At 66.7% G+C, this 15,697-nt stretch carries 13 protein-coding genes; 9 read left to right on the forward strand and 4 right to left on the reverse strand.

Annotated elements, in window-relative coordinates:
* Positions 1 to 31 precede the first annotated feature (31 nt).
* Positions 32 to 1,282, reverse strand: a complete 1,251-nt coding sequence (locus HW532_RS11935) for an FAD-dependent monooxygenase (protein ID WP_213160699.1) — start codon at positions 1,280 to 1,282, stop codon at positions 32 to 34.
* Positions 1,283 to 1,413: 131 nt separating this feature from the next.
* Between HW532_RS11935 and tesB the strand changes: the two genes are divergently transcribed.
* The 6 genes from tesB (at position 1,414) to HW532_RS11965 (ending at position 9,513) form a co-directional block, all read left to right on the forward strand.
* Positions 1,414 to 2,277, forward strand: coding sequence for an acyl-CoA thioesterase II (gene tesB, locus HW532_RS11940; RefSeq protein WP_213164539.1), 864 nt, complete (start codon positions 1,414 to 1,416; stop codon positions 2,275 to 2,277).
* 250 nt (positions 2,278 to 2,527) lie between these two features.
* Complete coding sequence (locus HW532_RS11945; protein ID WP_213160700.1) at positions 2,528 to 2,866, forward strand: P-II family nitrogen regulator; 339 nt, start codon at positions 2,528 to 2,530, stop codon at positions 2,864 to 2,866.
* A 16-nt stretch (positions 2,867 to 2,882) separates the two neighbouring features.
* Complete coding sequence (locus HW532_RS11950; protein WP_246478778.1) at positions 2,883 to 4,208, forward strand: ammonium transporter; 1,326 nt, start codon at positions 2,883 to 2,885, stop codon at positions 4,206 to 4,208.
* A 510-nt stretch (positions 4,209 to 4,718) separates the two neighbouring features.
* On the forward strand, positions 4,719 to 7,382 hold the full coding sequence (locus HW532_RS11955) for an FtsK/SpoIIIE family DNA translocase (RefSeq protein WP_213160702.1): 2,664 nt from the start codon (positions 4,719 to 4,721) through the stop codon (positions 7,380 to 7,382).
* A gap of 171 nt (positions 7,383 to 7,553) precedes the next feature.
* Entirely contained in the window at positions 7,554 to 8,234 is a 681-nt protein-coding gene (locus HW532_RS11960) for a LolA family protein (RefSeq protein WP_213160703.1), read from the forward strand.
* Positions 8,235 to 8,694: 460 nt separating this feature from the next.
* Positions 8,695 to 9,513, forward strand: coding sequence for an exodeoxyribonuclease III (locus HW532_RS11965; RefSeq protein ID WP_213160704.1), 819 nt, complete (start codon positions 8,695 to 8,697; stop codon positions 9,511 to 9,513).
* Positions 9,514 to 9,572: 59 nt separating this feature from the next.
* On the opposite strand, the gene HW532_RS11970 is transcribed toward HW532_RS11965, so the two are convergent.
* Both HW532_RS11970 and leuS read right to left on the reverse strand, forming a co-directional pair.
* Positions 9,573 to 10,082, reverse strand: coding sequence for a hypothetical protein (locus tag HW532_RS11970; protein WP_213160705.1), 510 nt, complete (start codon positions 10,080 to 10,082; stop codon positions 9,573 to 9,575).
* Between the two features lie 111 nt (positions 10,083 to 10,193).
* The gene (leuS, locus tag HW532_RS11975) at positions 10,194 to 12,818 is read right to left on the reverse strand and encodes a leucine--tRNA ligase (protein ID WP_213160706.1); all 2,625 of its coding nucleotides are present in this window, start codon (positions 12,816 to 12,818) and stop codon (positions 10,194 to 10,196) included.
* A gap of 119 nt (positions 12,819 to 12,937) precedes the next feature.
* On the opposite strand from leuS, the gene HW532_RS11980 reads away from it, so the two are divergent.
* Complete coding sequence (locus tag HW532_RS11980) at positions 12,938 to 13,618, forward strand: YggS family pyridoxal phosphate-dependent enzyme (protein WP_213160707.1); 681 nt, start codon at positions 12,938 to 12,940, stop codon at positions 13,616 to 13,618.
* 25 nt (positions 13,619 to 13,643) lie between these two features.
* On the opposite strand, the gene HW532_RS11985 is transcribed toward HW532_RS11980, so the two are convergent.
* Positions 13,644 to 14,183, reverse strand: a complete 540-nt coding sequence (locus tag HW532_RS11985; protein WP_213160708.1) for a L,D-transpeptidase family protein — start codon at positions 14,181 to 14,183, stop codon at positions 13,644 to 13,646.
* A gap of 165 nt (positions 14,184 to 14,348) precedes the next feature.
* Here HW532_RS11985 and HW532_RS11990 point away from each other — a divergent pair, with 165 nt between their 5' ends.
* Both HW532_RS11990 and HW532_RS11995 read left to right on the forward strand, forming a co-directional pair.
* Positions 14,349 to 15,035, forward strand: a complete 687-nt coding sequence (locus HW532_RS11990) for a response regulator transcription factor (protein WP_213160709.1) — start codon at positions 14,349 to 14,351, stop codon at positions 15,033 to 15,035.
* A 148-nt stretch (positions 15,036 to 15,183) separates the two neighbouring features.
* A complete protein-coding gene (locus HW532_RS11995) occupies positions 15,184 to 15,672 on the forward strand; it encodes a cyclic nucleotide-binding domain-containing protein (RefSeq protein WP_213160710.1) in 489 nt (162 codons plus the stop codon).
* The last annotated feature ends 25 nt before the right edge of the window (positions 15,673 to 15,697 follow it).

Genomic DNA, 15,697 nt, shown 5'->3' on the forward strand with positions numbered 1-15,697 from the left:
AAAAGTGGTCTCCACTTTTCCTGAAAGCGCTCTACACCGGATCTCCGGCGAGGAGCCGCGGCTGGCTGCCTTCCACGCCGGCGGCCTGGCGCATGAAGAAGCCCTTGAGCGGGCCGATATGGTCGACCATGGCCAGACCCTGGTCGCGGAGAATGCGCAGGAGCGGATTGTCGTTGGAGAACAGGCGGTTCAGCCCGTCGGTCATGGCCGCCACCTTCAGCGTGTCGAAGCGCCGCCAGCGCTGATAGCGCTCCAGCGTGTCGAGCGCGCCGTGATCGAGACCGAGCCTGGCCGTCTCCACCACCTCCTGGGCGAGCGCCGCCACGTCGCGCAGGCCGAGATTGAAGCCGAGACCCGCAAGCGGGTGGAGCACATGGGCGGCGTCCCCGATGAGCGCCAGCCGGGGCGCCACGTAGTCCTTGGCGACATGCATGGCGAGCGGATAGCTGTGGCGCGGGCCGACGGGCTTCACCGCGCCGAGCCGCCCGCCGAAACGGCGCTGGAGTTCGCGCGTGTAGCCCTCGTCGTCGAGCGCCATGAGGCGTTCCGCCTCCGCCGCCTTCTCTGTCCAGACCAGCGACGAGTGGTGTCCGCCCGGAAGCGGCAGGATGGCGAAGGGACCGGCCGGCAGGAACTGCTCCACCGCCACGCCGCCATGGGTGCGCTCGTGCTCGACGGTCGCCACCAGCCCGTTCTGCTCGTAGGACCAGCCGACCGTCGCAAGCCCCGCGGCCTGGCGCGCGGGCGAGTTGCGGCCGTCGGCGGCCACGACGAGCGGGGCGGCGAGCTCCGTCCCGTCGGCAAGCCCGATGCGGGCGAGCGCGCCGTCGAAGGCGAAGCTCGATGCCGCCTGGCCCGTCCTCAGCGTGACGCTCGGCGAGGCCGCGATGGTGTCGTAGAGCGTGCGGTAGAGATGGCGGTTCTCCACCATATGGGCCGACGGCGCGTTCTCGAACGTCGCTTCCTCGAAGCGCAGCAGGACAGGCCGGCCCGTCTCGTCGAGCCGGCCATCCAGAACCTCGATGCGCTCGATGGGCTGGGCGTTCGGTGCAATCGCGTCCCATACGCCCATGGCGTCGAGCATGCGGCGTGAGCTTTCCGCAATCGCGGAGGCCCGCCCGTCGGCCTGCGCCGTGGCGAAGCCCTCCGGCGCGCGGGCGTCGACGAGCGCCACCGACAGCGGCGTGCGCGCATGCCGCCCGGCAAGCGCGACGGCGGCCGCCATGCCGACAAGGCCGGCACCCAGAATGATCGCGTCGTAACGGAGTGGTGAAGCTGCCATGGCCGGATACTCTTTCACGGATTGCCCATGGGCACAGTAGTCCCGCCGGCATGTTTTGCGCAACGCGACGTTCTCGCGTAAACAGGCAGGCTCGGAACGGGGCCAATCACGTCGAAGGGTGTATGCAGGCCATGGCATCGGCGCTGGAGGTGCTTGTCGAAACGCTCGATCTGGAACCGCTGGAGGAGAACCTGTTCCGCGGACGCAGCCCGCAGGTCGGCTGGCAGCGGGTCTTCGGCGGCCAGGTGATCGGCCAGGCCCTGGTTTCCGCCCTGCGCACCGTGGATGGCGGGCGCACGGTCCATTCGCTCCATGGCTATTTCATCCGGCCGGGCGACCCCTCGATCCCGATCATCTACGAGGTCGACCGCTACCGCGACGGCAAGAGCTTCACGACCCGCAACGTGGTCGCGATCCAGCATGGCCACCCGATCTTCACGATGGCCGCCTCCTTCCAGCGGGCGGAGGAGGGGTTCGAGCACCAGATCGCGATGCCGGAGGTGCCGGCGCCGGAGGATCTGCCGAGCGAGAAAGAGCTTCTCGCCTCGTTCAGCGACCGGGTGCCGGACAATATCCGCCGTTATTTCTCCCGCGAGCGCCCCATCGAGCTGCGCCCGGTCATGCGGCGCAACTATATCGAGCCGGAGAAGGCCGATCCGGTGCAGCATGTCTGGATCCGCGCGACCGGCCCCCTGCCGGACGACGCGACGCTGCATCAATGCGTGCTCGCCTACGCGTCCGACATGACGCTGCTCGACACCTCCCTCCTGCCGCACGCCCATTCGCTGTTCGATCCGGACATCATGCTGGCGAGCCTCGACCACGCCTTGTGGTTCCACCGCCCGTTCCGCGCCGACGACTGGCTGCTCTATGCCCAGGACTCCCCGAGCGCCCACGGCGCGCGCGGTTTCAATCGCGGCTCCGTCTACACCCGCGACGGCACGCTGGTCGCCTCGGTGGCGCAGGAAGGCCTTATTCGTCAGCGCCGATCCTGATTAATTATTAGGCATTTTGGGCATTATGCCCTCATTTTAAGCGACGCCTTTTCGGGCAGTCGCCTCGTTCGATTCCATAAAATTCTACGGAATCAACTCCTTAGCCGCAAAGATCGAAATTGGCACGGCCCTTGTAATGAACAGGCCGAAGGACGCGGCATGCGCGCGTGGTGGGCGACGGCGAATCCTTCGCCAGGGGCGCGCGACAAACGGCATGAGCTGCCTTCGACACAGCATCTAGGAGTGGCCGATGAAACTCATCATAGCCGTCATAAAGCCCTTCAAGCTCGAGGAGGTCCGAGAGGCGTTGTCTGCCATCGGCATTCAGGGCCTGACCGTCACGGAGGTGAAGGGATATGGGCGCCAGAAGGGGCACACGGAAATCTATCGCGGCGCGGAATACACCGTGAACTTCCTGCCGAAGATCAAGCTGGAGATCGCAGTCGAGGCCGGCCTCGCCGACAAGGTTGTCGAGACCGTGGCCGACGCGGCCCGCACCGACCAGATCGGCGACGGGAAGATCTTCGTGGTGCCGCTGGAGCGCGCATTGCGCATTCGCACCGGCGAAACCGACGCCGCCGCGCTTTAAGTCTATGGAGACCCGAATGACACTCAATTCCAAGCTCGGATATCTGACGCTCGCCGCGGGGGGCGGGCTTCTCGCCCTGACGGGGCCGGCGTCCGCCCAGGACGCCGCGCCGGCGGCCGCTGCGGATACGGCCTTCGTGTTCAACACGCTCCTGTTCCTGATCGGCGGCTTCCTGGTGATGTGGATGGCCGCCGGCTTCGCCATGCTCGAGGCGGGCCTGGTGCGTGCCAAGAACGTCTCCATGCAGTGCACGAAGAACATCGCGCTCTATTCCATCGCCGGCCTGATGTACTGGGTCATCGGCTACAACCTGATGTATTCCGGCGTCGATGGCGGCTGGATGGGCACACCCGTGCCGGTCTCCATCCCCGATCCCTCGCAGGATACGGGCGACTATGCGGCCGCGTCCGACTGGTTCTTCCAGATGGTGTTCTGCGCCACCACGGCCTCCATCGTGTCGGGCACGCTGGCGGAGCGCATCAAGCTGTGGCCGTTCCTGATCTTCACCGCCGTGCTCACCGGCGTCATCTACCCGATCCAGGGCTCCTGGGAGTGGGGCGCGGGCTGGCTCGACGGCCTCGGCTTCTCCGACTTCGCGGGCTCCACGCTGGTGCACTCGACCGGCGGCTGGGCGGCGCTCATGGGCGCGCTCATCCTCGGCGCGCGCCACGGCAAATACGGCAAGGGCGGCGAGGTTCACGCGATCCCGGGCTCCAGCATGCCGCTGGCCACCCTCGGCACCTTCATCCTGTGGCTCGGCTGGTTCGGCTTCAACGGCGCCTCCCAGCTCGCTCTCGGCTCCATGGCCGATGCCTCCGCGGTGTCGCGCATCTTCGTGAACACCAACCTCGCCGCGGCCGCCGGCGTCGTCGTGGCGCTGATCCTGAGCCAGATCGTCTACAAGAAGGTCGACATCACCTTCATCCTGAACGGCGCGTTGGCCGGCCTCGTCTCGATCACCGCCGAGCCGCTCACGCCGAGCCCGATCTGGGCGATCATCATCGGCGGCATCGGCGGCGTGATCGTGGTGTTCGCCGTGCCGCTGCTCGACAAGCTGAAGATCGACGATGTCGTCGGCGCCATCCCGGTGCACCTCCTTGCCGGCATCTGGGGCACGATCGCGGTGCCGATCACCAATCCGGACGTGACCTTCGGCGCCCAGATCATCGGTATCGTGGCCATCGGCATCTTCGTCAGCGTGGCCAGCGCCATCCTCTGGTTCATCCTCAAGGCGACCATGGGCATCCGCGTCAGCCCCGAGGAGGAGATGAGCGGCCTCGACCAGGTCGAGATCGGTATCGAGGCCTATCCGGAGTTCGGTCGCGGCGGCCAGACGCTGTGACCTGACCGCCCGCGCGGGGGTGCCCCGAGCACCCCGGAGCCCCCGGCGCCTTCCTTGGAGGGAGGGAATGCGCCGGGGGCCAGACGGTTTCTCGGCGGGGTTTCCTGCTTAACCCCGCCGGCTCCCACCCACCAGGGAGCAGGCTCCCGGGGTCGGTCCCCTTCCGACCCCGGGAGTTTCTGTTTGAGCGGCCGGGGTAGCACTGGCCCACGCCCGGTTTGCCTCGTGGCAAGGCTGCACCGGCCCGCACCCCCACCCGACCACCCCTGAGATCATACTTCCGTGGGTGGTCGGGTGGGGGTGCGGGCCGGTGCCGTACTCGACATGGGAACTCCACATACCGCCCCGATACGCGCCGATCCGGCAGACAGCGGGCGTCAAACCTGCTCAAAAGCCCGGACCCATTAACCGGCCTTTAACCATGTATCCCGCACATTCGCCCTAACTTGTTGTTATGGCGCAGATTTCCTGTCGGCCGGAGCAGAGGCAACCAAGGTCCAGTCAAGAAGCATGGCGCGATCCCGGCCAATCGATACGGATGAGTCGACAGTCCCGACAGGCTTGCGACGATTCGTCGGCAACCGGCTTGCCGAGCTCGGCGGGCTGGCGCTGCTCGCGCTCACGCTCGCGGTGGCGGCGAGCCTTGCGAGCTGGTCGGCGCAGGATCCGAGCCTCAACCACGCCGTCGACGGCGCGCCGGAGAACTGGCTCGGCTTCACCGGCGCGATTGTCGCCGACGTGCTCATGCAGATCTTCGGGCTCGGCGTGGTCGCGGTCGTCGCCGTGCCGCTGTCCTGGGCGACCCGGCTTCTGGCACATGAGCCGCCGACGCGGCCCCTGCACCGCATCGCAACTTGGCTTGCCGGCTCCATCCTGATCTCCGGCTGCCTGTCCCTGCTGCCGATCCCGGCGAGCTGGCCGCTACCGACGGGGCTCGGCGGAGCGGGCGGCGACCTGGTGACGAGCCCGTTCCTGTTCCTGATCGGCCTGATCCTCGGCCAGTCGCTCGCGGGGCTCGTCACGAGCCTCCTCATGGCACCGGTCGGTCTCGTGCTCGCCTGCCATGCCGCCTGCGTCACCACCGAGGCGGCCCTGCGTGTCACGGGACTGTTCGGTGACGGCGTCTACGAGGCGGCCGAACGGCTGGTCGGCGCGCTGTCCCACCTGTTCCTGAGGGCGAGCAGCCTGTGGCGCGCGCGCGCCGGGGCGCATGCGCGGCAGGCACCGCCGTCGCGCGGCACCAGCGGGGACGAGGCGGACAGCGGGCATGAGGCCCAGGCCGGGCCGGCCCCGGCGAAACGGCGCTTCTCCCTGCCCGGTTTCGGCCGCGTCGGCCATGCCGTGAAGGACCTTCTGGACGACAAGGACGAGGCCGACCCCATCGACCGCATCGAGCCCAAGCTCGTCGCCCGCCCCGGCGGTGCCCCGCAACCGGAGGCGCTGGAGGACGATATGGCCGACAGCGGCTATGCGGGCGGGGACATGGAGGATTATGCCGGCCAGCATGCCGGAGAATTCGGCGACGACGCCGGCGATATGGCGGAGGCGCCCGCCCGGGTGACACGCACCGACGCGCCGCTGAAGCCCGGCAAGCGGCTCAAGGCGGAAGCCCAGCCCTCCTTCCCGTTCGCCAGCAAGAAGGCCTTCGAGCTGCCACCGCTCACGCTGCTCGCCGAGCCGAAGCAGCAGCGCAAGACCTCCGACCTCTCCAACGACGCGCTGGAGCAGAACGCCCGCATGCTGGAAGGCGTTCTGGAGGATTTCGGCGTGCGCGGCGAGATCATCAATGTCCGCCCGGGGCCCGTCGTCACCCTCTACGAGCTGGAGCCCGCGCCCGGCATCAAGTCCTCGCGGGTCATCGGGCTTGCCGACGACATCGCGCGCTCCATGAGCGCCGTCTCCGCCCGCGTGGCGGTGGTGCCGGGGCGCAATGTGATCGGCATCGAGCTGCCGAACGCCAAGCGCGAGACGGTCTATCTGCGAGAGCTCATGGCGTCGGAGGCCTTCGAGAAGACCAATCAGGACATCGCGCTGGCGCTCGGCAAGAATATCGGCGGCGAGCCGGTCTTCGCCGATCTCGCGCGCATGCCGCATCTCCTGATCGCGGGCACCACCGGCTCGGGCAAGTCTGTCGGCATCAACACCATGATCCTGTCGCTGCTCTACCGGCTGCCGCCGGACAAGTGCAAGCTGATCATGGTCGACCCGAAGATGCTCGAACTGTCGATCTACGAGGGCATCCCCCATCTGCTCGCGCCCGTGGTGACGGACCCGAAGAAGGCCGTGGTGGCGCTGAAATGGGCGGTCCGCGAGATGGAGGACCGCTACCGCAAGATGTCCAAGCTCGGCGTGCGCAATATCGACGGCTACAATACCCGCGTCGCGCAGGCCCAGAAGAAGGGCGAGGTGCTCACGCGCACCGTCCAGACGGGTTACGACCCGGAGACCGGCCAGCCGATCTACGAGCAGGAGGAAATGCCGCTCGAGCCGATGCCCTATATCGTGGTCATCGTCGACGAGATGGCCGACCTCATGATGGTCGCCGGCAAGGAGATCGAGGGCGCGATCCAGCGGCTCGCCCAGATGGCGCGTGCGGCCGGCCTCCACCTCATCACCGCGACACAACGTCCCAGTGTCGACGTCATCACCGGTACCATCAAGGCGAACTTCCCGACGCGGATCAGCTTCCAGGTCACCTCCAAGATCGACAGCCGCACCATTCTGGGCGAGCAGGGCGCCGAGCAGCTTCTCGGCCAGGGGGACATGCTGTACATGGCCGGCGGCGGGCGGATCACCCGGCTCCACGGTGCCTTCGTGTCCGACGACGAGGTGGAGCGTATCGTCCAGCACCTGAAAGCGCAGGCGGCGCCGGAATACCTCCAGGAGGTAACGGAGGAAAGCGACGACGGCTACCAGATTCCGGGCGTCGACATGGGCGACGGCGCCTCCGGCGGCAGCGGCGACGGCGAGGATCTCTACAGCCAGGCCGTGGCCGTCGTGGCCCGCGACCGCAAGGCCTCCACAAGCTATATACAGCGGCGCCTGCAAATCGGTTACAATCGCGCCGCCTCGCTGATCGAGCGCATGGAGCAGGAAGGGCTCATCAGCCCGGCCAACCATGCCGGCAAGCGGGAGGTTCTTCTCGGCGAGACCGAGGATCAGGATGCGGGCTAGACGCCAGGGGCCGTCCGGACAGCATGTCCGGCCTTTGGACGATCCGACCCCGGACCCTATATGTGGGCTGTCGCAAAATCGCCCAGAACGACGCACATGCCTTGGCGCCGCGACATTGACGCCCCGAGGCTTGCGATCTTGCAGAAACCTCTGAACGGAGCAGAACTCGCAATGGTCATCACCAGGATCCTCCGCGCAACGACGGACTGGCGCTGCGGCGTGCTGGCAGGCCTTCTGGCCCTTCTCGCAGTGACGGCGGGTGGACCCCCGGCCACAGCAGCCCAGGAGGCCCGGCTGACGGCCGATCAGCAGGCCGCCGTCCAGCGCATGGCAAGCTATTTCAACCAGCTGCGCAGCCTGCAGGGCGAATTCGTCCAGATCGGACCGCGCGGCCAGATGTCCAAGGGCGTGTTCTATCTGAAGAAGCCCGGCCGGCTGCGCTTCGAATATGCGCCGCCCAACCCGTTCCTGGTCGTCTCCGACGGCGATTATGTGATCGTGAACAACCGCAAGAGCGAGGAGGCGGACTACTATCCGCTATCCCAGACGCCGCTGCGCATGGTGCTCGCCAACGATATCGATCTCGGCGACGAGGCCCGCGTGCTCGACGTCAACAGCCGGGACGGCTACACCTCCGTCACGCTCGAGGACCGCAATATGCTGGTTCCCGGCCAGCTCACCGTCGTGTTCGACGACAAGACGAACGAGCTGCGCCAGTGGATCATCGTGGACGGCAACGGCAACAAGACCACGATCTCGCTGACGAAGCTCGCCAGCGGCGTCAATCCGGATCCTAGCCTGTTCAAGGTGAAGATTCCCCGCAAGATCGAGACGGGCCCCGACCGGCGCTGAGCGGGGATCGGTGGAAAACGGATCGCAAATGGCCGCCTTATTCTTGGTGCGACATTCTGACACATACCTTGAAAAACGCCGTTTTCCGCCGGTTCTTTGCACGTAGCGACCTTGAAAAAAGTGCGCGGGCCGGATTGAAAACGAATCACTGCGATCATACTTAACAGTCAGTAGCGGTTGTCCCTCTCTCTCGTGTGGCCTCACTGCCCCCCGCTCGATGGCCACATAAAGACAACCGTGAACTGCGTCGGTTTCCCCTCCCGACGCAAGAAAGCGCACAAGGCGCCGGGCGCCCGGGACCCCGACCGGGCGCCCACTTTCTTTTTGGGGCCCTCTCTTCACCCATGCCAACCCCACCCATGCCAACCGGATGTCGATCGGACCCCGGTGCCGGCTTCGGGAGTTTCCCGGCGCGGGAAAATGCGCTAGTCACGAACCACTCTCGGCGAAGGGGAACCCGATGCGCATCACACTGGCCACCTGGAACATCAATTCCGTCCGCCTCCGGCAGGATCTCGTCGCGCGCTTCCTGGAGGAGGCCGCACCCGACGTGCTGTGCCTGCAGGAGACCAAATGCCCGGACGACCAGTTCCCCTCCGCCCGGTTCAGGGATCTCGGCTACGAGCACATCGCGCCGCGCGGCCAGGCGGGCTATCACGGCGTGGCGACCCTGTCGCGCATTCCCTTCCGCGAGGTTTCGCACCGGCAGTTCTGCGGCAAGCAGGATGCGCGCCATGTGGCGATCACGCTTGAGACCGGCGCGCAGCCGCTCGTTGTCCACAATTTCTACGTTCCCGCCGGCGGCGACGAGCCCGACCCGGACGTGAACGAGAAATTCGCCCACAAGCTCGCCTTCCTGAAGGAGATGCGCGACTGGTTCGGCGACGGCGCCGCCCATGACGGCCATCCCATGGTGCTGGTGGGCGATCTCAATATCGCGCCGCTGGAGACCGATGTGTGGTCGCACAAGCAGCTTCTGAAGGTCGTCAGCCACACGCCCGTCGAGGTCGAGCATCTCGACGAAGTGCGCGCCTCCCATGACTGGGTCGACGTCGTGCGCGAGCACATCCCGCCGGAAGAGAAGCTGTTTACCTGGTGGAGCTACCGCTCGCGCGACTGGCAGGCCTCCAATCGCGGCCGCAGGCTCGACCATATCTGGACGAGCCCGGGCCTCGGATCCGCCTGCACCGGCATCGACGTGCTCTCCGGCGCCCGGAGCTGGCCTCGCCCCTCAGACCACGTCCCCGTGACGGCCGTGTTCGACCTCGACCGCCTGTAATCCCGGGGAATTATCGGATCGGACCGGGCCGGACTGAACCGGCCCTCTTCCCCGCCCGCTCACTTCGACGCGAAATAGGCGGCGAGACGGGTGCGGATATTGTCGCTCACCTCGCGGGCGGCACGCTCGGACGCGTTGATACGGGCCTGGATATTGGAGAACTCCGCCTCGACGCGGTCATAGGAGACCTCCGAGAAGGTCTTGCCGGCATAGACCGTCTTTCCGGTGCCGAGCTCCACGAGATCGAAGGTCGCGGTCAACCGGTAGGACCGGCGGGTGACGTCGGTGTCCTCCTTCAGGATCAGCGTGTCGCGCTGCTCGCGGGTGGCGAAGTCGAGCTGGTAGGCCGGTGCGGCCTCCTGTCCGACGGGCGCCATGGAGGAGAGGAGATCGTTGCGCACCATCTGCCCGATCCGGTCGCGCTTCGGCTTGATGGTGATCGAGGCGAGCTCGGTCGCCGCGGAAGACCCGTCGGCGCGGGTTTCGTAGAGCGGCTTGAAACCGCAGCCGGCGAGCGCCGGACTGAGAGCGAACGCCGCCAGAACGGCGAGAACGGGATGAACGCGCATGATCGAGAACCCATTCCCCTCTTGATCGGCCCCTGAGCCCTCCCGGCCCCGGGCCGTCCGATCCTCAGGCCGGATCGACCTGCAATCGGACCGGTCTACCTGATTGCCGCCTCACGCGGCAACCACATTGACGATGCGGTCCGGCACCACGATCACCTTGCGCACCGCCTTGTCCCCGATGGCCCGGCGCACATTATCGAGCGCCATCGCCAAGGCTTCAATGTCGGCCTGCGACGCACCCTTGGCAACCGTGATCTCGTCGCGCCGCTTTCCGTTGACCTGAACGGCGATGGTCACCGTGTCGTCGACGAGCAGCGCCGGATCGGCCTCCGGCCAGGAGGCCGCGGCCAGAAGCCCCTCATGGCCGAGCAGCGTCCAGCATTCCTCCGTGAGATGCGGGATCATCGGATTGGCCATGCGCACCAGAAGCTCGCCCGCCTCGCGCAGCGCCCAGCGGAGATCGTCGGCGGGGGCATCTCCCGCCTCCTGCAGGATCGACAGCAGGGTATTGGCGAGCTCGTAGATCCGCGCAATCGCCCGGTTGAAGCGCAGGCCTTCGATATCGGCGCCGACCGCGTCCAGCGCGCGATGGGCCGCGCGGCGGGCCTTGAGGGCGGGGTCGCCGAACGCCTCCGGCGCCGGTGTCCCGACGGGCACGGCATGGCGAACGATATCGCCGACGACGCGCCAGAAGCGCTGCGTGAAGCGATAGGCGCCTTCCGCCCCGGCCTCGGTCCACTCGATATCGCGCTCCGGCGGCGTGTCCGACAGCATGAACCAGCGCGCGGTATCCGCTCCGAACTCCGCGATGATCGCCTCGGGATCGACGGTGTTCCGCTTCGACTTGGACATCGACTCCACAGACCCGACCGTCACCGGTTCGCCGGTCTCGGCATGGTGCGCGCCGGTCTCGTCCTTCACCACCTCGCTCGGATAGAGCCAGCGGCCCCCGGCATCCCTGTAGGTCTCGTGGCAGACCATGCCCTGCGTGAACAGCCCGGCAAAGGGCTCGTCGATGGCGAGATGGCCCGTGCGGCTCATGGCGCGGATGAAGAAGCGGGAATAGAGCAGATGCAGGATCGCATGCTCCACGCCGCCGATATACTGGTCGACCGGCATCCAGTAGGCTCCCGCCTGCGCATCGACCGGACGGTCCGAATGCGGCGAGCAGAAGCGCGCGAAGTACCAGGCGGAATCGACGAAGGTGTCGAAGGTGTCCGTCTCGCGCTCGGCCGCGCCGCCGCAGGACGGGCAGGACACGTGCTTCCAGGTGGGATGATGGTCGAGCGGATTGCCCGGCTTGTCGAAGGTCACGTCGTCGGGCAGCGTCACCGGCAGCTCTGCCTTCGGAACCGGCACGACGCCGCAGGCCGGACAGCGGATGACCGGAATCGGGCATCCCCAGTAGCGCTGGCGCGAGACGCCCCAGTCGCGCAGGCGGAAATTCACCGTGCGCTCGCCGATGCCCATCGCCTCCATGCGCGTCGCGATCTCCTCCTTGGCCTCGGCCACGCTCATGCCGTCCAGGAAATCGGAATTGATGAGCTGGACGGTCTCGCCCTCGTGCTCCACATAGGCCTCGTCGGCGATCTCGACGCTCGCGGGGTCGGCATCCTTCGGCGCGACCACCGGTATGACCGGCAGCCCGTATTTGCGCGCGAAGTCCAGATCGCGCTGGTCGTGGCCGGGACAGCCGAAAATGGCGCCCTCGCCATAGCCCATCAGCACGAAATTGGCGGCATAGACCGGAATGCGCACACCCTCGCGGAAAGGATGGTCCGCATAGAGCCCGAGCGGCACGCCCTTCTTCTCCGCGCGCTCGATGGTCTCTTCGCTGGTGCCGAGCGCTGCGCATTCGCGCCGGAACGCAGCGAGCTCGGCGGACTCCTCCGCCAGCCGCTTGACGATCGGGTGATCGGCCGACAGGGCGCAGAAGGTCGCCCCGAAAATCGTGTCGTGGCGCGTGGTATAAACGGTCAGGCGCTCGTCCAGCGCCGTGCCGCCGGCATCGCGAAGCGCGAAGGAAAAGCGCATGCCCTCCGACCGGCCGATCCAGTTCTTCTGCATCAGCCGGACCTTCTCCGGCCACCGGTCGAGACCGTCGAGCGCGCTCAGGAGCTCGTCGGCATAGTCGGTGATCTTGAGGAACCACTGGGCGAGCTCGCGTTTCTCCACGAGCGCGCCGGACCGCCAGCCGCGCCCGTCGATCACCTGCTCGTTGGCGAGAACCGTGTTGTCGACCGGATCCCAGTTGACGGTGGAAACCTTGCGCTCGACGAGACCCGCCTTCAGGAAATCGAGGAACATCTCCTGCTCGTGGCGGTAATAGGCCGGATCGCAGGTCGCAAGCTCGCGCTCCCAGTCGAGCGACAGCCCCATGGATTTGAGCTGGCGGCGCATGGTCGCGATATTCTCGTAGGTCCAGTCGCGCGGATGCACGCCGCGCTCTATCGCCGCGTTCTCCGCCGGCATGCCGAAGGCGTCCCAACCCATCGGATGGAGCACGTTGAAGCCCCTGGCGCGCTTGTAGCGGGCGATCACGTCGCCCATCGTGTAATTGCGCACATGGCCCATATGGATGCGTCCGGAGGGATAGGGGAACATCTCCAGGACATAATATTTGGGCTTGTCCGCGCTCTCCGACGCGGCGAACGAGCCTTCTTCGTCCCACACCTTCTGCCAGCGCGGCTCGGCGTCGCGCGGATTGTAGCGATCCATTGCGTTCGTCTTCGTCATCACAACCGCTTGAAAACCCGGAAAACTCAGGCGTTGGACTTACACGCACTTGCAAAGCCCCGCAAGGTCGGTATTAGGCTTTGGGCCGGCGAAGACGCGGAAATGGCGGGAGGCGCGGCATGGCGACCACAGATCGGGACGGTACGGAACACGAGGGCCTTGCGGATGTGCGCACGCGCATAGCCGGTGCGGCGAAGGCCGCCGGACGGGCGCCGGACGAGGTCCGCCTCGTCGCCGTCTCCAAGACCTTCGGGCCGGAGGACATCCTGCCGGTGATCGAGGCCGGCCAGCGCGTCTTCGGCGAGAACCGCGTTCAGGAGGCCGCAGGCAAATGGCCGGATCTGCGCGACCGCTTCCCCGATCTGGAGCTTCACCTGATCGGCCCGCTGCAGACCAACAAGGTCCGCGAGGCGGTCGCGCTGTTCGACTGCATCGAGAGTCTCGACCGGCCGAAGCTCGCGCGCGTGCTCGCAGAGGAGATGGCGAAACAGGGCCGCCATCCCGCCCTCTTCGTCCAGGTGAACACCGGCGCGGAGGACCAGAAGGCCGGCGTGCTTCCCGACGAGGCCGACGCCTTCATCGCCTCCTGCCGGGAGGAGCACGGCCTGACGATCTCCGGGCTCATGTGCATCCCTCCGCTCGACGAGGAGCCCTCGCTCCATTTCGCGCTTCTGGAGAAGATCGCCCGGCGCAACGGCCTGTCGGAGCTGTCCATGGGCATGAGCGGCGACTTCGAGACCGCCATCGCCTTCGGCGCGACGCTCGTGCGCGTCGGTACGGCCATTTTCGGCACCCGGTAGGGTTCGCCGGAACCCCGGTTTCGCCTCAATCCCGCGGCAGTGCGATCCGCATGACGGTGTCCGGGCCGCATCGGGCGAGGACGGCGAGCATGCCGTCGCGCGCGACGGCGACGCAGCCATCGGTCGGGCCGTAGTCCGGCCGGGCAAGATGGAAGAAGATGGCGCTGCCGGCGCCCGGTATGACCGGATCGTCATTGTGGCCGAGCACGACCAGAAGATCGTAGAGATGGTCGTCCCGCCAGAGGGTTTCCGCGCTCGCGGGATAGGGCAGCGGGACGGGCCGGTTGTAGTTCCGGTCCTGCGGGGCGTCGCACCAGCCATCCCCCTCGGCGATCGGCCGGAAGGCGAGGGCGCTCTGCGGTGCCGGCATCCGGTCCGGGCGGTAGAGCCCGTAGCGCATCGGCCATGCGCCGGCCGGCGTGGCACCGTCGCCCTCGCGCTTTTCCGCCACGACGCCGCCGCGACCCAGCGCGCAGGCCACATCGAGCCCGCCCATGCGCAGGCGGCCCCGCCGCGGATCCGTGGCATCGGCAATCACCAGAATGTCGGGCCGGTCGTCTGCCATGCCGGTTCGCGATATCCCGTCCTGTTCGTCGATTGCATCTTGGGCACCGCCTGGGCAGACCCACGAAATGTTGACCGGAGAGACAGACCTCGCCGGCTTGAAGATGCTAGGATGGACCACTACTAATCAGGCGGAAAGCCCCTTTCACCGACTTGGGGGAAGCCGATGACGGCTCCGAAGAAGATCCTGATCGTGGACGACGACGATGCGCTGCGCGATTCCCTAAGCGAGCAGTTCTCGCTGCATGACGAGTTCATCGTGGACAGCGCGGCGACGGCATCGGATGCCGTCAGGGCGGTGCGCACGGACCATTTCGACCTCGTCCTGCTCGACGTCAACCTGCCGGACATGGATGGCCGGGAGGCCTGCAAGCTCATGCGGCGGGCGGGCATGAAGAGCCCGGTGATCATGCTGACGGCGCAGGATACCGAATCCGATACCATTCTGGGGCTCGATGCCGGCGCCAACGACTATGTGACCAAGCCGTTCCGCTTCGGCGTGCTGCTTGCGAGGATCCGCGCCCATCTGCGCCAGCACGAGCAGAGCGAGGACGCGGTATTCGCCATCGGCCCCTACAGTTTCCGGCCGAGCGCGAAGCTCCTGGTGCGCGGCGACAGCTCCAAGATCAGGCTGACGGAGAAGGAGACGGCCATCCTGAAATATCTCTACAGGGCCGGGCGCCAGGTCGTCGGGCGCGACGTGCTGCTCCACGAGGTCTGGGGCTACAATGCCGGCGTGACGACCCATACGCTCGAGACCCATATCTACCGCCTGCGCCAGAAGATCGAAGCCGACCCCTCGAGTGCGGAAATCCTGGTGACGGAAACAGGCGGCTATAAGCTTGTGCCTTGAAAACCAAGAAAATCTCTTGCTTTTCCGGGCGATATGGGCCTGAACTCGACGCGGAGGGTATCAAGCGGTACGCTCGAAAGGGCGCGATTCGGGGATACACATATGAGGTGGAATTCGGCCGGCCGAGGGGCCGCTTGCGGGGGCGGTCATGACGGTTAAGTCCGACGTCGAGGTCCTGCGACAGATCCCCCTGTTTGCGGACGCCGATGTCACCCAGCTTCAGATCCTGGCTTTCGCGACCGAGCGCGTGGCGTGCCCGGCCGGTTCCTATCTGTTCGAGCAGGGCGAGCGCGGAGGCGCCGGCTATCTCGTCACGGAGGGCACCGCGGAGATCTTCCGCAATGTCGGCGACGACCGGATGCTGGTGGCGACCGCCGGGCGTGGCGCCTTCGTGGGCGAGCTGTCGATGCTCGCCGGCCAGCCCTATCATTTCAGCGCCCGCGCGCGCACCGACCTCACCGCGCTCAAGGTCGACAAGGAGCTGTTCTACCGGGTCGCCGGCGAGTTTCCGGAATTCGCCGAAATCGTCATGAAGACACTCGCGCGCAAGCTCGACCTTTCGCTCAACGACCTGCGGGATGTGGAGAGGAAGCTGCGCGACGCGCCGGATCTCTCCAGCCTGGACGATTCCGACTAGAGTGGTCTATGACCCCATGGAGACG

The sequence above is a fragment of the Kaustia mangrovi genome (assembly GCF_015482775.1).
Lineage (GTDB): Bacteria > Pseudomonadota > Alphaproteobacteria > Rhizobiales > Im1 > Kaustia > Kaustia mangrovi.